Below are 16,604 nucleotides of genomic sequence, written 5' to 3'. Positions count from 1 at the left end.
GAAGGACCCGCAGAAGTTCCAGCGCCTGGGCGGCAAGATCCCCAAGGGCGCCCTGCTGATCGGCCCGCCCGGCACGGGTAAGACCCTGATCGCGCGCGCCGTCGCGGGCGAGGCGGGCGTGCCGTTCTTCACCATCTCGGGCTCCGACTTCGTGGAGATGTTCGTGGGCGTCGGCGCCAGCCGCGTGCGCGACATGTTCGAGCAGGCCAAGAAGAACGCGCCCTGCATCATCTTCATCGACGAGATCGACGCCGTGGGCCGGCACCGCGGCGCGGGCCTCGGCGGCGGCAACGACGAGCGCGAGCAGACGCTGAACCAGCTGCTGGTCGAGATGGACGGCTTCGAGGCGAACGAGGGCATCATCCTGATCGCCGCCACCAACCGTCCCGACGTGCTCGATCCGGCGCTCCTGCGCCCCGGCCGCTTCGACCGCCAGGTCGTGGTGCCGAACCCGGACATCAACGGCCGCGAGCGCATCCTGCGCGTGCACATGAAGAACGTGCCGCTGGCCGCCGACGTCGAGGTGAAGGTCATCGCCCGCGGCACCCCCGGCTTCTCGGGCGCGGACCTCGCCAACCTGGTCAACGAAGCCGCCCTGATGGCCGCCCGGAAGAACCGGCGCATGGTCACCATGCGCGACTTCGAGGACGCCAAGGACAAGGTCATGATGGGCGCCGAGCGCCGGTCGATGGTCATGACCGAGGACGAGAAGAAGCTCACCGCCTACCACGAGGGCGGCCACGCCCTGGTGGCCCTGAACGTCCCGGCCACCGACCCGGTGCACAAGGCGACGATCATTCCGCGCGGCCGCGCCCTGGGCATGGTCATGCAGCTGCCCGAGCGGGACAAGTTCTCCATGTCCTACGAGCAGATGACCTCGCGTATCGCCATCCTGTTCGGTGGCCGCGTCGCCGAGGAGCTGATCTTCGGCAAGGACAAGGTGACCTCGGGCGCCTCCTCGGACATCAGCCAGGCGACAAAGCTTGCCCGCGCCATGGTGACCAAGTGGGGTTTCTCCGACCGGCTTGGCGCGGTGGAGTATGGCGAGAACCAGGAGGAGGTCTTCCTGGGACACTCCGTCGCCCGCAACCAGAACGTCTCGGAAGAGACCGCGAAGATCATCGACGAGGAGGTCCGCCGGCTGGTGGAATCCGGCGAGAAGGAAGCCCGGCGGATCCTGACCGAGAAGATGGAGGATCTCCACACCCTGGCCAGGTCCCTGCTCGAGTACGAGACCCTGACCGGCGAGGAGATCACCAACGCGCTGAAGGGCGTCCCGCCCGTGCGCGAGGAGGCGGACGCCAAGCGGCCCACGGGTCCCGCGGTCTCCGTGCCGATCTCGCCCCGGCCCGATCCCGAGCCGGCGTGAGCCGAAGCTGACGGAAGTTGCTGGGCGGCCGCAGCGATGCGGCCGCCCTTTTCCTATGCCCCGAAGATCCAGTCGCCGGTGAGCTGGCTCATCTGCACGCCCACGAGGATCATCCGGCCGCCGCCCGGCATGTCGATGACCACGCCCTCGCCGGTCTCGCTGAGCACATAGGTCTGGCCCGGCATGAGCTGCACCCGGTCGCCCTGGGCGCGGCTGAAGTCCGTCACCCGGTCGATCCCGGCCTCGCCGAAGGTGTGGAAGGTGTCGGCACCCGGGCCGCCGCTCAGGGTGTCGTCGCCGCGGTCTCCGCTCATCCAGTCGTCGCCGGCCTGGCCCAGGAGGGTGTCGTCCCCCTGGCCGCCGCGCATCAGGTCGGCCCCGTCGCCGCCGTCCAGCCAGTCCAGGCCCAGGTTGCCATAGACGATGTCGGCGCCGGGTCCCCCGTCCAGCAGGTCCTGCCCCTGGCCTCCCACCACCCAGTCGTCGCCATGACCGCCGACGACGGTGTCCTGGCCCGTGTTGCCGTGCAGGTCGTCGAAGAACAGGCCGCCGTAGATCAGGTCGTCGCCGTCCTCGCCGCGGATGACGTCGCCCGCGTCGCCGGCCCCCGTCCGGGGCGTGAGGCGGTGAACGTCGCCGTCCAGGCCGATGATGTAGAGCCGGCCGCGTCCGTCCACGGCGAAGGAGGCGATCTGGTCGATGTCGCCGCCGCCGCTGACCACCAACTGGGCATTGCGGTTGAGGAAGTCCTGGGCGGCGCCGTCCTTCAGCGCCACGGACCAGATATTGCCGCTGGCGAAATCGCCGAACCAGTAGAGCCCCTGGCCACCGCCGGGGCCGTGGTAGACGTAGCCGCCGGTGACGGCGACGCCGGAGTAGAGCGGCGTCGTCCGGTCGTAGTCGAGGATCGGACCGGTCAGCCCATCCGGCGGGGCGCCGATGTTCGGCTGCGTCCCTTCCATGAACCGCCAGCCGAAGTTCAGCCCGCCCTGGCCGGCGGGCGCCACGTCCACCTCCTCGCGGGCGCCCTGGCCGACGTCGCCGATCCAGAGATCGCCGGTGACGGGATCGAAGCTCGCCCGCCACGGGTTGCGCAGGCCCGTCAGCCAGACCTCGTCCGCGCCCGCCGCCGCCCCGGCGAAGGGGTTGCCCGGCGGGATCGTGTAGTTGCGGCCAGGGTCGCCGGGGAAGGCGTCGCCCTCCACATCGATGCGCAGGATCTTGCCCAGCGGACTGTTCGGGTTCTGGGCGTTGTTCTGCGGGTCGTTGCCAGAGCCCCCGTCGCCCGAGGCGATGTAGAGGAAGCCGTCGGGACCGAAGGCCATCCAGCCGCCGTTATGGTTGGCGAACGGCTGGTCGAACGTCAGCACCAACCGGGAGGAGCCGGCGTCGGCATGGTTGGCGTCGGCCCGGCGGTACTCCCGGATCTCGGTGTCGCCCAGGGCGTTCGTCAGGTTGACGTAGAAACGGCCATTGGCGGCGTAGTCGGGGTGGAAGGCCAGCCCCAGCAACCCCTGTTCCCCGCCGCTCGCCAGGCTGTTGTCCGGCAGGTCCAGGAAGGGGTCGGACTGCACCTGGCCGGTGTTCAGGTCGAGGATCCGGATGCGGCCGGTGTGCTGCTCCACCAGGAACAACCGGTCCGGATCGCCCGGCGGCGAGGCGCCGAACAGCGGCGACGAGAGGCCGGACGCGACGCGTACGGCGTCGATCAGGCCGCTGGACGCATCGGTGTCGGACGGGCCGTGGCCGTAGAGGGCGTCATTCCCGGCGCCGCCGAACAGGGTGTCGGCGCCGTCCCCGCCCGAGATGGTGTCGGCGCTGCCGGTTCCGGTGAGGGTGTCCCGCGCCTGAGTGCCGGAGATCTCGGCCATGACCCGCTCCCTGAGGCTCCGCCTTCACCCAAAACGCGGCCAAGGCGCAGGTGTTCACGCCGTGGATCGCAGCAGCCTGATCGCGCGTCGCAGCACCAGCCGGCCCCAGGAGGTCACGTCGGGCCGGGCGAGCTGCTGCTCGGCGTGGGCCAGGGCTTCCGCGCCGTGCCGGCGGCGCAGGTGCTGCGCTTCCTCGATCGCCTGGCGCTCCAGCCGCCGCCAGCGCCGGTAGAGGCGGAAGGGATTCAGCGTCATGGCCGCGCCCCGTCGCGGTGACCCGATCTCGAAAAGGCTCCAACGCCTGCTATTGAAGGGGGAGCCGCCCTGCCATGTCGACATGGATAAGCCTCCTCTCCAATGGCCAAGCCTGATCTGCGCACTATGCGTGCGGTCCGCGTCATGGCTGTGACGAACGTCACACCTGACAGCTTCTCAGACGGAGGCCGCTTCCTGGATCCGGAGCGGGCGCTTGCCCATGCCCGCGGCCTGATCGCCGACGGGGCGGACATCCTCGATGTCGGGGGCGAATCCACGCGACCGGGCGCCGGGCCGGTGGATGTGGGCGAGGAGATCGCGCGCGTCGTTCCCCTGATCCGCGCCATTCGGGCCGAGAGCGAGGTGGCCGTTTCCGTGGACACCATGAAGCCGGCCGTCGCCCGCGCGGCCGTCGCGGCCGGGGCGACCATGTGGAACGACGTCAGCGCGCTGCGCCATGCCCCCGACAGCCTGGAGGCGGCCGCCGAGCTGGGCTGCGAGGTGGTGCTGATGCACATGCAGGGCGAGCCCCGCACCATGCAGGCCGAGCCGCGCTACGTCGACGTGGTGGCGGAGGTGGCGGACTTCCTGGCCGCGCGGGCCGAGGCCGCCATGGCGGCCGGCGTGGGCCGGGATCGCATCTGGCTCGACCCGGGCATCGGCTTCGGCAAGCACCTGATGGCGCACAACCTGCCGCTGCTCGCCCACCTCGACCGGATCGTGGCGCTGGGTTTCCCGGTGCTGCTCGGAGTCAGCCGCAAGAGCTTCATCAGCGCGGTGGACGGCGGTGGCCGGCCGCCGTCCGAGCGGCTGGGCGGCTCCATCGCCGCGGCTTTGGCGGGCGCGGCGGCAGGCGTCGCCGCCGTGCGCGTGCACGACGTGCGCGAGACGGCCCAGGCGCTGCGGGTCTGGAACGCGATCGCCGCGGCCCGCTAGGCCAGCTTCGACCGCAGCCCCGGATGGTCGCGCCAGGCGGGCATGGTGGCCATGTAGGCCGCCGTGGCCCGCTCGGCCGCCTCGCGCGTGCCGCCATGCTCCCGCAGCCGCCAGCCGACCATCCGTTCGAAACGGGTGTCGAAGTTCTGCAGGGCGCCCGCGTCGTCGACGCAGTGCGGGCAGTAGCGGCCGGACTCGATGGGCATGCCGCAGCTTTCGCAGGTTCCGGTCATGGCGGCCTCCTTGGCGACCTTTCCACAACACTGCGCCGGCGCGGGGCCTGACGGAACGCAAATCCCGATGCAATTTCGCGCCGGCCGGGCTATCGGCCTGCCCATGCAGCGCCTCGGTCGAGTCCTGATCATCGCCGGCTCCGATTCCGGCGGCGGGGCCGGGATCCAGGCCGACATCAAGACGGTGACGGCGCTGGGCGGCTACGCCGCGACGGCGGTGACCGCGATCACGGTTCAGAACACCCTCGGCGTCACCGGCGTCCACCCGATCCCTCTGGACGTGGTGGCGGCGCAGGCCCGCGCCGTGCTGAACGACATCGGGGCGGACGCGCTGAAGACCGGCATGCTGGGCGACACCGCGGCAGTGGAGACCGTGGCCGCCATCCTCGACCTCACACCGGCGCCGGCGGTGGTCGATCCCGTCATGGTCGCCAAGGGCGGCGCGTCCCTGCTGACCGCCGGCGCGGTGGGCGCGGTGCAGCGGCTGATGGTCCCCCGCGCGGCCCTGCTGACCCCCAACGCCCCCGAGGCCGAGGCCCTGACCGGCCAAGCGATCGCCACGCCCGACGACCTGCGCCGGGCCGGCGAAGCGCTGCTGGCCATGGGCGCCCGCGCGGTGCTGATGAAGGGCGGCCACCTGGAGGGCGAACGGGTGACCGACGTGCTGATGACGCCCGCCGGCGAGACCATGTTCGAGGCCGAACGGCAGCACACCCGCCACACCCACGGCACCGGCTGCACGCTCGCCTCGGCCTGCGCGACGGGCCTCGCCCAGGGCCTGCCGCTCCCGGAGGCCGTCGCCCGCGCCTGGGCCTATGTGCAGGAGGCCATGGCCCGCGCGCCCGGCTTCGGCCAGGGTCACGGGCCGCTCGACCACGCCTGGACGCTGCGGGGCAAGGCATGAGCCTGGAGGCCCGCCTCGACGCCATCCTGCGCGAGACGCCCGACCTTATGCGGGTCCTGGGCGTCGCCCGCGAGCTCGACCTGCCGGACTGGCTGATCTTCTCCGGCGCCATCTATCAGCCGGTGCTGAACCACCTGACCGGCCGGCCGGCCGGCTATGGAATCAAGGACTACGACCTCGGCTACTTCGACGCCTCCGACACCTCCTACGAGGCCGAGGACGCGGTGATCCGCCGCGCCGCCGCGGCCTTCGAGCCGCCGCTGCGCGAGATGGTGGAGGTCCGCAACCAGGCCCGCGTCCACCTGTGGTTCGAGGGCAACTTCGGCGAGCCCTACGCCCCGCTGACGCACGCCGCGGAGGCCCTGACCCGCTTCGTCAGCCCGCTGTTCGCGGTCGGCGTGCGCCTCGAGCCGGACGAACGCCTGACCATCGTGGCCCCGTTCGGCCTGGAGGATCTCTTCGCCATGCGCCTCAGGCCCAACCCGTCGCGGGTGACCGGAGGCTTCGAGCGCACCGCGGCCTCGGTGACCGCCCGCTGGCCGGAGGTGGAGGTTCAGCGCCGGTAGACGTCAGGGTCCCGGATTTCCATCCAGCGGTCCGCCCCGGTGAGCGGGCCGAAACCGAATTGGGCGTAGAGTCCATGGGCGTCGCGGGTGGCGAGATGCATGCGGCGGAAGCCCTGCAGGTCCGGGTGGCCCTTCAGATAGGCCATGAGCAGCTTCCCCAGGCCGGCGCCGCGGTGGGCCTCGTCCACGAAGACGTCGCAGATCCAGCCGAAGGTCGCCCTGTCGGTCACCACCCGGGCCATGCCGGCCATCTGGCCGTCCGGCGCATAGGCGCCCACCGTCAGGCTGCCCGCGCAGGCCTTCGCGAAGATTGCGAGCGGAATCCCCTCGGCCCAGTAGCTTTCGCCGGTGATCCACTGATGCGCCCGGGCAACATCGAACCTCGCAACGTCGTCGCTGACGACATAACCATCCTCGCGGCGGGTTTCGTGGGGCATTGCGGCTCCTATCTCGAAGCTTCGCCATAGGAGACCTTGCCGTCATGCGCCAGTGGACTGTCGACGCCTTCGCGCCCGAGCCCTTCAAGGGCAACCCCGCCTGTGTGGTGGAGCCGATGGACGCCTGGCCGGAGACCGCCTGGATGCAGAGGCTGGCGGCGGAGAATAACCAGGCCGAGACGGCCTTCCTCCTGAAGACCGCGGAGCCGGCGCGGTTCGGCCTGCGATGGTTCACCCCGGCGATGGAGGTGCCGCTGTGCGGCCATGCCACGCTCGCGTCGGGCCACGTGCTCCTGGCCGAACTGGGGCTGGACGCGCCCCGGGTCACCTTCGACACGAAGTCCGGCCCGCTCACCGTCCAGCGCGCGGGGGAGCTCTACGAGATGGACTTCCCGTCCCAGCCGCCGAAGCGCTGCGAGGTGGCAGGCCTCGCCGAGGCGCTTGGCGTGCAGCCGGTGGAAGTCTGGGCGTCGAACTATGTCATCGCCGTGCTGGCGGACGAGGCGGCAGTCCGGGCGGTGACGCCCGACCTCCTGGCCCTGGAGAAGGTCGCGGGCGAGCACACCGGGAGCCGGGGCAATGTCGGGGTCGCGGCCCTGGCCGACGCCGGCCGCCCCTACGACGTCGTTGACCGCTTCTTCGCCCCGGGCTCGGGCATTCCCGAGGACCCGGCGACGGGCTCCCTGCACTGCATCCTGGCCCCGATGTTCGCCGATAAGCTCGGCCGGCCGACGGTGACGTTCCACCAGGCCTACCCCGGCCGTGGCGGCGACCTGGAGTGCGAGCACCGGGGGGACCGCGTCCTGCTGCGCGGCCGCGCAGCGACGGTGGTCGACGGCCTCCTGCGCGTCCGGCCCTGACACGCAGAAGGCCCCCGGATCGCTCCGGGGGCCTCCATCGGGGTTGGGGGGTGAACTCTAGCGGCGATAGCGGTCGCCGTAGCCATAGCCGTAGTCCCGGTCGCGGCGTTCGAAGCGGATCTGCGCCGCGAGGCGGTCGAACCGGCGGTCGAGGTCGGCGCGCTCCCAGCGGGTCAGGCCGTTCACCCGGTACCGGGCCTCCAGGCGCGCCAGCTGGTGGAATTCGCCGCGCAGGCGCCGGGCCTCGACGCGGGTCAGGTCGCCCCGCTGGACGCCGCGGTCGATGCGGCGGTCGAGCTGCTGCTGGCGCTGATTGATCGACTGCCAGTCATTGCCCGGGTGATGGTAGGGCTGCGCCGAGGCGGCCGTGGCGGAAAGGGCGAGGGCCGAGGCGGCGCCGGCGAGGGTCAGGATTGTGAGCTTCTTCATCGGTCAGAGTCCTTGGCTGAAAGGGTGTCCCTCTGAATGGCGGTCCCGCCCGCGGGGCGTCTGAACCCCGCGGGAAGGGCTTGGCCGCTAGCGGCGGCGGCCGTAGCCGTAGCCGTACTCGCGGCCGTCACGGTCGTAGCGGTCGGCGCGGCGATAGGTGTTCACCGCGCGTTCGATGCGGTTCACCGCCTGGTCGAGGCGCTGGCGCTCCCAGCGGCTCGCCTGGCCGGTCTCGACGCGCCACGCCAGGGGCTGGACGGCGCGGAGCTCGCCCATCAGCTCGCGGGCCTCGCCGCGCGAGATGCGGCCTTCGCGGGCGGCGTTGTTGATCTTCCATTCCAGTCCATCGACCTCGCCGCTAGTGTGGCGGGCGCCGGCGTAGGCGCGGTCGTGGCCACGGTCCCAGGACTGGGCGGCGGCGGGAGCGGCGGCCGTGGCCAGCGCGGCGGCGGCGGCGACCGAGAGCAGGATATTCTTCATCTGGTCCTCCAGACCATTCGAGCGCCGGTGACCCGGCGTTGATGGACTGAAGAAACCACACCGCCCCTGACGCGCGTCTGAGCCGGACGTTGTGCAAGGTTCAGGTTGGTGACGACGCGTTCAGGCCGCGTTCGTCTGGCTCGCGCCCGTCTGGGCGCCCCCCGTGGCGGCGGCGTTGAGCGCGGTGGAGATCGCCTCGTAGAGCTTGGCGATCTCGATCGGCTTGGCCACATGGCCGTCCATGCCCACCGCCAGGTATTCGGCGACCTGGTGGGAGAGCGCGTTGGCGGTCAGCGCCACGATCGGCGTCCGCGTCCGGCCCTGCTTCTTCTCGGCCGCGCGGATCGCCTTGGCGGCCTGGATGCCGTCCATGACCGGCATCTGGATGTCCATGAGGATCAGGTCGTAGCCGCCGACCCGCCAAGCCTCCACCGCCTCCTTGCCGTCGGGCACGATGTCGATGTCGATGCCCAGGGAGTTCATCACCGCCGTCAGCACCTGGCGGTTGGTGGGGTTGTCCTCGGCGGCCAGCAGGCGGATGCCGGCGTCGTGGCTGATCGTCGCGGTCGCCGCCGCGTCGTTCGCCTCGCCATGCTGCAGGGGCAGCTCGACGGTGAAGACGGAGCCCTTGCCCTCGCGGCTCTCCACGTCGATGGCGCCGCCCATCATCTGGGTCAGCTCGCGGCAGATGGCGAGGCCCAGGCCGGTGCCGCCGAAACGTCGGGTGGCCGAGTTGTCGGCCTGGGTGAACTTCTCGAACAGGGTCGGCAGCTTCTCGGGCGCGATGCCGACGCCGGTGTCGCGCACCACCATGCGGAGCGCGCCGGTGTCCGGATTGACGTCGATGAGGGCGGCGACCGACCCCTGGGGCGTGAACTTCACCGCGTTGGACAGCAGGTTGCCGAGGATCTGGCGCAGGCGGTCGGGGTCGCCGCGCCACCAGCCGGCGGCGGTGGGGTCGACCTCCACCTCGAACCCGAGGCCCTTGTCGCGCGCCTGCACCGCGTAGTTCTCGCGGGTGGCGGCGATGATCGGCTCGAGCTCGAAGTCGTCCCGGGCCAGCGTCAGCTTGCCGGCCTCGATCTTCGAGAGGTCGAGCACGTCGTTCAGCACCGCCAGAAGCAGGGCGCCCGACTGGCGGATGACATCCAGGCGGCCGCGCTGGGTCGGCGCAAGCTCGCCCATCGCCATCACCTCGGCCATGGCCAGCACGCCGTTCAGCGGCGTGCGGATCTCGTGGCTCATGTTGGCCAGGAACTGGGTCTTCAGCACGTTCGCGGCGTTGGCGGCGTCGCGCGCGCTCTCCAGCTCGCGCATGGCCCGCTTCAGGTCCTCCTCGCGCTCGCCGAGCTTGTCGAGGAGGTGGTTGAAGCTGTCGTTGAGGCTGCGGAACAGCTCGTCCTGCGCGGCGGCCTCCACGGGCGCGAAGCTGCCGCCGGCGGCCACCTCGTGCATGGCTTCCGACAGGCTCTGGACAGGCGCGATCACCCGGCGCGCCAGGCTGCGGGCGAGGAACAGGGCCACGCCGATGCCGCCGAACAGCAGGGCGAAGGTGAGCGCGATGAACTGCGGCAGCAACGGCGTCAGCGCCGGGCTCTCCACCGTCATATCCAGGCGCCCGACCAGGCGGCCCTTGTCCACCACGTCGGCGCGGATCGCCTCCGCGGCGTACCTGGGGTGACCGTCCTCGCGGCGATAGGCGGCGATCGGGCGGCCCGCGGGATCGCTGAGGGTGGCCGACACCACGCGCTCGCTGCCGGCCAGGGCGGCGAGCGGCGGACCGAGCGCGGCCAGGTCGCCTCTGGCCATGACCGGGGCCGCGGTCTGGGCGGTGATCTGGGCCACCGACTGGTGGATCTGGTGCGACTGGGTTTTTGCAACCGCCCATTGCTGCAGCATGAAGGTCAGGCAGGCCGCCAGCAGCACGACGAGCGTCGTGATCAGTCCCACGCTGGCCACTCGGGCGTGGAAGCTGGCGACGGGAACCCGGTCTGTCTCGCCGGTGGGCTGGGTCATGATGCTCGCGGAGGTCGCACGAGATTCCGCCTTAAGCCGATAATCCTAACGCTTCGCTTCCGAAGCACCCGCACGCCAAAGTTGTTCGCCCTCGGCGGGCAGGGGCTCGCGCGCCAGGCGAATCTGTGCCTGCACGGCCACGCTACAACCAGCAGCCGAGCAAATTATGCTTAACAACTGATGAATCGTTTGCCGGAAGCTTCACCTTTCATTTACCCTGACGGCGTGGGTTCCTTCGTGGAGGGGTTGTCTGATGGAAAAAGCGTTCGTGGCGCGCAAGGTCGCCAGCAAGCTGTTCGAGACCGAAGCCGCCGTCGACGGCGCGCTGGCGGAAGCCGCCGAGCTGATGAGTGTGATGCTCGCGGCCCGTAAGGACGTGAACACGTCCCTGGTGTTCGCCGATGACTGCCAGGTGAAGCTGATGGAAGCCATGAAGGCCCTCAGCGAGGCCCGTACGGCCATGGTGGGCGTGCACAACGAGCTGAACGAAGCCAAGCTTCGTCTCGGCATCCGCACGACGATGGACGTGATCAAGCCCTCGCTGCTGACCGAAGGCGAGAAGGCGGCCCTGCTGCGCGACGCCAGCTGATCAAGGTGTCCAGAGTTTAACTGTTGCTGCACCCCTTTGACCATCTAAGGGGTGCAGCAATGACAGCTGTCTACGCCCTTGCGACAATCCTGCTGCTCTTCGTCGCCGCCACCTGCGTCTTCGGGCTGGTGAAGGGGGGCGCGCCGGAGCGCTTTGCGGCCGGCCTCATCCTCGCAAATCTGCTTGTCGGCGTGCTCAACGGCTGGGTCATCGACCACCAGCCGCTGCTGTCCCTGGTCAACAACGGCCTGACCGCGCTCCTGCTGCTCCCGCTCACCGTCTACTACGCCAGCTTCTGGCTCGGCGGCGTCATGCTGCTGTACGGCCTGCTGTTCACCCTGCACGCCTACTACACCGTCGTCGCCCGGCCGTACGACGAGCTCTTCGCGAACCTCAACAACCTGAACTTCTTCGCCGTCAGCCTCTGCCTGCTGAGCGGCACCGTCATCGCCTGGCGCCGTCGGCGGCGGGCGGCGGCGGGCGGCTGATCGTCACCAGGCCCACACCGGCCAGGATCAGCGCCAGCGCCGCGATGGCCGACCAGCCGGGACGTTCTCCGAGCGCCGCCACGCCCAGGGCCGTGGCGAACACCGGCGCCAGGTAGATCCCCATGCTCATGAACAGCGGCCCCCGGCGGTGGATCAGGAAGACGTAGCCGATGGTGGCGATGGCGGTCGAGATCACCCCCAGGGCGATCATCGCCAGCAGCGACGGCAGGGGCGGCCAGGGCGGCAGGGGCTCCATCAGGATGGCCGCGGCCAGCGCGCAGGGCGCCGCCCACAGGCACATCATCAGGGCCCCGGCCGCGGCCGGGGCGGGTGGGGCGGTGCGGGTCAGGACATTGGCCACGGCGTAGAGGACGGCGCCCACCAGGGCGGCGATCAGGCCGGCCGTCTCGATGGTCATGCCCTCGGCGAGCCGGGGCGCCACCAGCACCACCAGGCCCGCGAAGCCCAGCAGGACGCCGGCCGTCTTTCGCCCGGTCAGCCGGTCCGAGGCCAGGAAGGCGTGGGCGAGCACGCCGGTGAAGATCGGCGACGCGCCGTTGCAGATGGCGTTGACCGCACTGGGCAGGCGCTGGGCCGAGTAGGCGTAGAGCGCGAAGGGCACGGCCATGCCCAGGAAGCCGATCAGGGCGTAGACTCGCCACACCGGATCGCGCCACGGCGGCAGCGGCTGGCGACGCGCCGCCATCACCAGGGCCAGCACCGGGATCGCCACCACCAGACGACCGGCGGTGTTCCAGAGCGGCGGGATGTGGGCCGTGGCGATCTTCAGAACGGCGAAGGACGAGCCCCACCACAGGACCAGGAAGGCCAGCACCGCCCAGTCGAAGGCCTTGGAGGTCGTCATGAGGGCCTTGGATCACGGTCCGAGCGCCGCGCCAATCGAGCTGCGCCATAGCGCCGCTCACGACAGGTTTCAGAACATTTCTCTTGCGCTGCAGCAAGAACCCGGATTTCTGGCGGGCGGGCCACGCCCTCCCAACGGGGCGCTGCTCATCTGCAAGGATGGGAGACATCGCTATGAATACCCCGCCGAAGCCGGCCATGCGCCCGGCTCGTCCCGAGTTCTCATCCGGCCCGTGCGCCAAGCGCCCCGGATGGACCCCCGAAAACCTTTCCAACGCCGTGCTCGGGCGGTCGCACCGGTCCAAGCTCGGCAAGGCGCGACTCAAGGAAGCCATCGACCGCACCCGCGAGGTGCTGGAGGTCCCCGACGACTTCCTGATCGGCATCGTCCCCGGCTCCGACACCGGCGCCGTGGAGATGGCCATGTGGTCGATGCTGGGCCCGCGCCCCGTGCAGCTCCTGGCATTCGAGAGCTTCGGCAAGGACTGGGTCACCGACGTGACCAAGCAGCTCAAGCTGGAGGCGGAGGTGCTCTCGGCGGACTACGGCCAGCTCCCCGACCTGACGAGGGTCCGCAAGGACGCCGACCTGGTCTTCACCTGGAACGGCACCACGTCCGGCGTGCGCGTGCCGAACGGCGACTTCATCGCCGACGACCGCGAAGGCATCACCATCTGCGACGCCACCTCGGCCGCCTTCGCCCAGACGCTGGACTGGGCGAAGCTCGATGTGGTGACCTTCTCCTGGCAGAAGGCTCTGGGCGGGGAGGGCGCGCACGGCGTCCTGATCCTCGGTCCCCGCGCCGTCGCCCGCCTCGAGAGCTACAGCCCGCCCTGGCCGATGCCGAAGCTCTTCCGGATGACCAAGGGCGGCAAGGTGAACCTCGAGATCTTCGAGGGCTCCACCATCAACACCCCCTCCATGCTCTGCGTGGAGGACTATCTCGACGCCCTGAAGTGGGCGTCGAACATCGGCGGCCTCGCCGAGATGAGGCGCCGGGCCGACGCCAACCTCGCCGTGCTGGAGGCCTGGACCCAGCGCGCGCCCTGGGCCGCCTTCCTGGCGGAGGACCCCGAGACGCGGTCCAACACCTCGGTTTGCCTGAAGGTGATCGACCCGCGGGTGACCGGCCTCTCGCCTGACGCCCAGGCGGACTTCGCCAAGAAGCTCGCCGGCGTGCTCGAGAAGGAGGGCGTGGCCCTCGACGTCGGCGGCTACCGCGACGCCCCGCCGGGTCTGCGGATCTGGTGCGGCGCCACGGTCGACACCTCCGACCTCGACGCCCTCACCCCCTGGCTCGACTGGGCCTTCGCCACCGTCGCTGCCGACCTGCAGGCCGCGGCCTAACCGGCCGCCCGCCCATCCCCTGACACGAGCCTCCCGTGACCGCACGGGAGGACTCCCTCTCCCGAAAGGAGACCACCGAATGCCCCGCGTGCTCATTGCCGACTCGCTCTCCCCGGCCGCCCTCGCCATCTTCAAGGAACGCGGCGTCGACGCCGACGTGAAGACCGGCCTTCCCAAGGAAGAGCTGCTCAAGATCATCGGTGACTACGACGGCCTGGCCGTCCGCTCGGCCACCAAGGCCGACAAGGATGTCCTCGCCGCCGCCAAGAAGCTGAAGGTCATCGGCCGCGCCGGCATCGGCGTGGACAACGTCGACATCCCCGCCGCCACGGCCGCCGGGATCGTCGTTATGAACACCCCGTTCGGCAACTCGATCACCACCGCCGAGCACGCCATCGCCATGATGTTCGCGCTGGCCCGCCAGCTTCCCGCCGCCGACGCCTCCACCCAGGCCGGCAAGTGGGAGAAGAACCGGTTCATGGGCGTCGAGCTCTACGGCAAGACGCTGGGCCTGATCGGGGCCGGCAACATCGGCGGCATCGTCGCCGACCGCGCCAACGGCCTGAAGATGCACGTCGTCGCCTACGACCCGTTCCTCTCCGAGGAGCGCGCCGTGGAGATCGGGGTGGAGAAGGTGGAGCTGGACGAGCTCCTGAAGCGCGCCGACATCATCACCCTGCACACCCCGCTCACCGACAAGACCAGGAACATCCTGTCGGCCGCCAACCTGAAGAAGACCAAGAAGGGCGTGATGATCGTCAACTGCGCCCGCGGCGGCCTGGTGGACGAGGTCGCCCTGCGCAAGCTGCTGGACGAGGGCCACGTCGGCGGCGCCGCCTTCGATGTCTTCGTGCAGGAGCCGGCCAAGGAGAACCCGCTGTTCGGCGCGCCGAACTTCATCGCCACGCCGCACCTGGGCGCCTCGACCAACGAGGCGCAGGAGAACGTCGCCCTGCAGGTGGCCGAGCAGATGAGCGACTTCCTGCTCACCGGCGCCGTCACCAATGCGCTGAACAGCCCCTCCGTCACCGCCGAGGAGGCGCCGCGTCTGAAGCCTTTCGTTGCGCTCGCCGAGAAGCTCGGGGCGCTGGCCGGCCAGATGGTCGACTACGGCATAAAGGGCATCGACATCGCCTACGAAGGCGAGGTCGCCAAGCTCAACACCAAGCCTATGACCGCGGCGGCGCTGGCCGGAATCATGCGGCCCATGCTGGCCGAGATCAACATGGTCTCGGCTCCGGCCGTGGCGAAGGAGCGGGGCATCTCGGTCTCGGAGTCCAAGCAGGAGGACTCGCCGATCTACGAGAGCCTGATGAGGATCGTCATCGAGACCGAGAAGGGCCGCCGCGGCTTCGCCGGCTCGGTCCTCGCCGGCGCGGCACGCATCGTCGAGGTGAAGGGCATGGACCTCGACGCGCCGTTCTCACCGCGGATGCTCTATGTGAACAACCTCGACAAGCCCGGCTTCATCGGCGCGATCGGGGCGCTGCTGTCGGACGCGAACGTCAACATCGCCACCTTCAACCTCGGCCGCGTCACCGTGGGCCAGGACGCCATCGCCATGATCGGTATCGACCAGGATCCGTCCGACGACCTGCTGAAGAAGATCCAGGCCCTGCCCCACGTGAAGGAAGCCCGCCTGCTGAAGTTCTGAGCCCGGCGGAGGGGGCTCTACCCCCCGCTCAGCGCGCCGAAGATCAGCAGTTCGTCCCCGTCTCTCAAGGGGCGGCGGACGTCGCGGGTCTCGTCCATGCCGACGAACAGCCGCATGTGCCGGCGCACCCGGTCCTGCTCGTCGACCACCCGGAACTTCAGCCCGGGGAAGCGACGGTCGACGTCGTCGAGGACGGCGTCCACCGTCGCGCCCTGCGCCTCCAGCCGGGTTTCGCCGCCGGTGTAGGAGGTGAGCTGGGAGGGGATCAGCACCCGGACCATCAGAGACGCGCCGCGGTCACCGAATAGATCTCCGGCAGGTGGGCGACGATCTGGCACCAGCTCTCCCCCTCGTCCCCGCTCATCCAGAGCTCGCCGCCGGTGGTGCCGAGGTAGAGGCCGACGGGCGCCCCCTCGTCGCGGCAGAAGGCCTGGCGCTTGACCGTGAACCAGCCCTGCTCGGCCGGAAAGCCGCGGTCCTGCCGCGTCCAGCTCCGGCCGGCGTCTGACGTGCGGTAAACGGCGGGGCGGCCGCCGGGACTGACCCTCGGCCACACCTCCGTGCCGTCCATGGGGAAGACCCAGGCCGTGTCGGCGTCGCGCGGGTGCGGCACGATGGAGAAGCCGATGTCGCCCACCTCCTCCGGCATGGCGTTCCCGATCCGCTCCCAGCGCTCGCCGGGCCGGTCGAGGCGGTAGATGCCGCAGTGGTTCTGCTGCCAGATGCGGTCCGGATTGGTCGGGGCCAGCGCGATCTGGTGGCTGTCCTGGCCGTACTCCGGATAGGGGTCCGGCAGGAAGTTCGCCTCCACGTTCTGGTTCAGCGGCCGCCAGTCGTCGCCGTAGTCGGAGGTCTCGAGGACGCCGGCCGAGCAGGTGGCCAGGTACATGTGCTTCGCGTCGCGGGGGTCGATGCAGACGCCGGCGACGATCGCCCCGTCGGGCGTGCCCCCGTCCGGCGGCAGCCAGTCCATGATCTTCGGGTGCGCGTTGAGGCCCTCCACGCTCTCCCAGGTCGCCCCGTCGTCGGCGCTGCGGAACAGGCCCGGCGGCGAGGTGGCCGCCCACCAGACGCCGGGTTCGCTGGCGTGCCCCGGCTCCAGCCAGAAGGTGTGGTTCACCGACCGGCCGTGCGGCTCGCCCTTCGGGAAGGCTGGCGGCTTCTGCGCCTCCTGCCAGCTTTCCCCGCCGTCCGTGGACCGGAAGATCGTCGGGCCCAGATGGCCGGTGGACGCGGCCATGAGCAGGGTCTTCCCGTCGCGCGGATCGAGGACCAGGTGGTTGACGATACAGCCCAGCAGGATCGG

The 16,604-nt window shown here is 70.4% G+C and carries 19 protein-coding genes; 9 read left to right on the top strand and 10 right to left on the bottom strand.

The window, feature by feature from the left end; all coding sequences use genetic code 11:
- Positions 1-1,369 (top strand): ATP-dependent zinc metalloprotease FtsH (gene ftsH / locus V7Z97_RS16540; RefSeq protein ID WP_334164539.1); only part of this gene is annotated, 1,369 nt, incomplete at its 5' end.
- A gap of 53 nt (positions 1,370-1,422) precedes the next feature.
- On the opposite strand, the gene V7Z97_RS16535 is transcribed toward ftsH, so the two are convergent.
- Together V7Z97_RS16535 and V7Z97_RS16530 are read right to left on the bottom strand one after the other, a co-directional pair.
- Positions 1,423-3,240: a PQQ-dependent sugar dehydrogenase gene (locus V7Z97_RS16535; RefSeq protein ID WP_334164538.1), complete on the bottom strand. Its 1,818-nt coding sequence runs from the start codon at positions 3,238-3,240 to the stop codon at positions 1,423-1,425.
- Positions 3,241-3,294: 54 nt separating this feature from the next.
- The gene (locus tag V7Z97_RS16530) at positions 3,295-3,495 is read right to left on the bottom strand and encodes a hypothetical protein (RefSeq protein ID WP_334164537.1); all 201 of its coding nucleotides are present in this window, start codon (positions 3,493-3,495) and stop codon (positions 3,295-3,297) included.
- A gap of 144 nt (positions 3,496-3,639) precedes the next feature.
- Here V7Z97_RS16530 and folP point away from each other — a divergent pair, with 144 nt between their 5' ends.
- Complete coding sequence (gene folP, locus V7Z97_RS16525; protein WP_334164536.1) at positions 3,640-4,431, top strand: dihydropteroate synthase; 792 nt, start codon at positions 3,640-3,642, stop codon at positions 4,429-4,431.
- Here folP and V7Z97_RS16520 read toward each other — a convergent pair.
- Positions 4,428-4,664, bottom strand: a complete 237-nt coding sequence (locus V7Z97_RS16520; RefSeq protein ID WP_334164535.1) for a hypothetical protein — start codon at positions 4,662-4,664, stop codon at positions 4,428-4,430. The two genes, folP and V7Z97_RS16520, sit on opposite strands and share 4 nt — an antisense overlap.
- Positions 4,665-4,767: 103 nt before the next feature.
- On the opposite strand from V7Z97_RS16520, the gene thiD reads away from it, so the two are divergent.
- Together thiD and V7Z97_RS16510 are read left to right on the top strand one after the other, a co-directional pair.
- Positions 4,768-5,568 (top strand): bifunctional hydroxymethylpyrimidine kinase/phosphomethylpyrimidine kinase, encoded by an 801-nt coding sequence (gene thiD, locus V7Z97_RS16515; protein WP_334164540.1) that lies wholly within the window; start codon positions 4,768-4,770, stop codon positions 5,566-5,568.
- The gene (locus V7Z97_RS16510; protein WP_334164534.1) at positions 5,565-6,134 is read left to right on the top strand and encodes a nucleotidyltransferase family protein; all 570 of its coding nucleotides are present in this window, start codon (positions 5,565-5,567) and stop codon (positions 6,132-6,134) included. Before thiD ends, V7Z97_RS16510 begins: the two co-directional genes overlap by 4 nt.
- Here V7Z97_RS16510 and V7Z97_RS16505 read toward each other — a convergent pair.
- A complete protein-coding gene (locus V7Z97_RS16505; RefSeq protein ID WP_334164533.1) occupies positions 6,122-6,571 on the bottom strand; it encodes a GNAT family N-acetyltransferase in 450 nt (149 codons plus the stop codon). The genes V7Z97_RS16510 and V7Z97_RS16505 overlap by 13 nt on opposite strands.
- Before the next feature lie 44 nt (positions 6,572-6,615).
- On the opposite strand from V7Z97_RS16505, the gene V7Z97_RS16500 reads away from it, so the two are divergent.
- Positions 6,616-7,431: a PhzF family phenazine biosynthesis protein gene (locus tag V7Z97_RS16500; protein WP_334164532.1), complete on the top strand. Its 816-nt coding sequence runs from the start codon at positions 6,616-6,618 to the stop codon at positions 7,429-7,431.
- Between the two features lie 57 nt (positions 7,432-7,488).
- On the opposite strand, the gene V7Z97_RS16495 is transcribed toward V7Z97_RS16500, so the two are convergent.
- The 3 genes from V7Z97_RS16495 to V7Z97_RS16485 all read right to left on the bottom strand — a co-directional run bounded on the left by V7Z97_RS16495 (position 7,489) and on the right by V7Z97_RS16485 (position 10,356).
- Entirely contained in the window at positions 7,489-7,860 is a 372-nt protein-coding gene (locus V7Z97_RS16495; protein WP_334164531.1) for a hypothetical protein, read from the bottom strand.
- Positions 7,861-7,947: 87 nt separating this feature from the next.
- Positions 7,948-8,340, bottom strand: a complete 393-nt coding sequence (locus V7Z97_RS16490; RefSeq protein ID WP_334164530.1) for a hypothetical protein — start codon at positions 8,338-8,340, stop codon at positions 7,948-7,950.
- 120 nt (positions 8,341-8,460) lie between these two features.
- Positions 8,461-10,356: an ATP-binding protein gene (locus V7Z97_RS16485; protein ID WP_334164529.1), complete on the bottom strand. Its 1,896-nt coding sequence runs from the start codon at positions 10,354-10,356 to the stop codon at positions 8,461-8,463.
- A gap of 253 nt (positions 10,357-10,609) precedes the next feature.
- Between V7Z97_RS16485 and V7Z97_RS16480 the strand changes: the two genes are divergently transcribed.
- Both V7Z97_RS16480 and V7Z97_RS16475 read left to right on the top strand, forming a co-directional pair.
- Positions 10,610-10,945: a hypothetical protein gene (locus V7Z97_RS16480; RefSeq protein WP_334164528.1), complete on the top strand. Its 336-nt coding sequence runs from the start codon at positions 10,610-10,612 to the stop codon at positions 10,943-10,945.
- 59 nt (positions 10,946-11,004) lie between these two features.
- Positions 11,005-11,433 (top strand): hypothetical protein, encoded by a 429-nt coding sequence (locus tag V7Z97_RS16475; protein ID WP_334164527.1) that lies wholly within the window; start codon positions 11,005-11,007, stop codon positions 11,431-11,433.
- On the opposite strand, the gene V7Z97_RS16470 is transcribed toward V7Z97_RS16475, so the two are convergent.
- Positions 11,390-12,298, bottom strand: a complete 909-nt coding sequence (locus V7Z97_RS16470) for a DMT family transporter (protein WP_334164526.1) — start codon at positions 12,296-12,298, stop codon at positions 11,390-11,392. The genes V7Z97_RS16475 and V7Z97_RS16470 overlap by 44 nt on opposite strands.
- A gap of 173 nt (positions 12,299-12,471) precedes the next feature.
- Between V7Z97_RS16470 and V7Z97_RS16465 the strand changes: the two genes are divergently transcribed.
- Together V7Z97_RS16465 and serA are read left to right on the top strand one after the other, a co-directional pair.
- Positions 12,472-13,644, top strand: coding sequence for a phosphoserine transaminase (locus V7Z97_RS16465; RefSeq protein WP_334164525.1), 1,173 nt, complete (start codon positions 12,472-12,474; stop codon positions 13,642-13,644).
- Between the two features lie 79 nt (positions 13,645-13,723).
- Positions 13,724-15,298: a phosphoglycerate dehydrogenase gene (serA, locus tag V7Z97_RS16460; protein ID WP_334164524.1), complete on the top strand. Its 1,575-nt coding sequence runs from the start codon at positions 13,724-13,726 to the stop codon at positions 15,296-15,298.
- A gap of 17 nt (positions 15,299-15,315) precedes the next feature.
- Here serA and V7Z97_RS16455 read toward each other — a convergent pair whose 3' ends face one another.
- On the bottom strand, positions 15,316-15,579 hold the full coding sequence (locus V7Z97_RS16455) for a MoaD/ThiS family protein (RefSeq protein WP_334164523.1): 264 nt from the start codon (positions 15,577-15,579) through the stop codon (positions 15,316-15,318).
- On the bottom strand, positions 15,579-16,604 hold a 1,026-nt coding region (locus tag V7Z97_RS16450; protein ID WP_334164522.1), incomplete at its 5' end, for a WD40/YVTN/BNR-like repeat-containing protein. The genes V7Z97_RS16450 and V7Z97_RS16455, both read right to left, overlap by 1 nt.

Origin of the sequence: Phenylobacterium sp. (genome assembly GCF_036821595.1) — a bacterium.
Classification (GTDB): Bacteria; Pseudomonadota; Alphaproteobacteria; order Caulobacterales; family Caulobacteraceae; genus Phenylobacterium.
The sequence above is the reverse complement of the archived record's forward strand: the minus strand, read 5'-3'. Positions and strand labels throughout refer to the sequence as shown.

Excerpts from the sequence above, each read along its gene's own strand:
- V7Z97_RS16490 (WP_334164530.1), bottom strand. The coding sequence starts at position 8,340 with ATGAAGAATATCCTGCTCTCGGTCGCCGCCGCCGCCGCGCTGGCCACG.
- V7Z97_RS16485 (WP_334164529.1), bottom strand. The coding sequence starts at position 10,356 with ATGACCCAGCCCACCGGCGAGACAGACCGGGTTCCCGTCGCCAGCTTC.
- V7Z97_RS16535 (WP_334164538.1), bottom strand. The coding sequence starts at position 3,240 with ATGGCCGAGATCTCCGGCACTCAGGCGCGGGACACCCTCACCGGAACC.
- V7Z97_RS16510 (WP_334164534.1), top strand. The coding sequence starts at position 5,565 with ATGAGCCTGGAGGCCCGCCTCGACGCCATCCTGCGCGAGACGCCCGAC.
- V7Z97_RS16505 (WP_334164533.1), bottom strand. The coding sequence starts at position 6,571 with ATGCCCCACGAAACCCGCCGCGAGGATGGTTATGTCGTCAGCGACGAC.
- V7Z97_RS16495 (WP_334164531.1), bottom strand. The coding sequence starts at position 7,860 with ATGAAGAAGCTCACAATCCTGACCCTCGCCGGCGCCGCCTCGGCCCTC.
- V7Z97_RS16455 (WP_334164523.1), bottom strand. The coding sequence starts at position 15,579 with ATGGTCCGGGTGCTGATCCCCTCCCAGCTCACCTCCTACACCGGCGGC.
- V7Z97_RS16480 (WP_334164528.1), top strand. The coding sequence starts at position 10,610 with ATGGAAAAAGCGTTCGTGGCGCGCAAGGTCGCCAGCAAGCTGTTCGAG.
- V7Z97_RS16520 (WP_334164535.1), bottom strand. The coding sequence starts at position 4,664 with ATGACCGGAACCTGCGAAAGCTGCGGCATGCCCATCGAGTCCGGCCGC.
- thiD (WP_334164540.1), top strand. The coding sequence starts at position 4,768 with ATGCAGCGCCTCGGTCGAGTCCTGATCATCGCCGGCTCCGATTCCGGC.
- V7Z97_RS16530 (WP_334164537.1), bottom strand. The coding sequence starts at position 3,495 with ATGACGCTGAATCCCTTCCGCCTCTACCGGCGCTGGCGGCGGCTGGAG.
- V7Z97_RS16470 (WP_334164526.1), bottom strand. The coding sequence starts at position 12,298 with ATGACGACCTCCAAGGCCTTCGACTGGGCGGTGCTGGCCTTCCTGGTC.
- serA (WP_334164524.1), top strand. The coding sequence starts at position 13,724 with ATGCCCCGCGTGCTCATTGCCGACTCGCTCTCCCCGGCCGCCCTCGCC.
- V7Z97_RS16465 (WP_334164525.1), top strand. The coding sequence starts at position 12,472 with ATGAATACCCCGCCGAAGCCGGCCATGCGCCCGGCTCGTCCCGAGTTC.
- V7Z97_RS16475 (WP_334164527.1), top strand. The coding sequence starts at position 11,005 with ATGACAGCTGTCTACGCCCTTGCGACAATCCTGCTGCTCTTCGTCGCC.
- V7Z97_RS16500 (WP_334164532.1), top strand. The coding sequence starts at position 6,616 with ATGCGCCAGTGGACTGTCGACGCCTTCGCGCCCGAGCCCTTCAAGGGC.
- folP (WP_334164536.1), top strand. The coding sequence starts at position 3,640 with ATGGCTGTGACGAACGTCACACCTGACAGCTTCTCAGACGGAGGCCGC.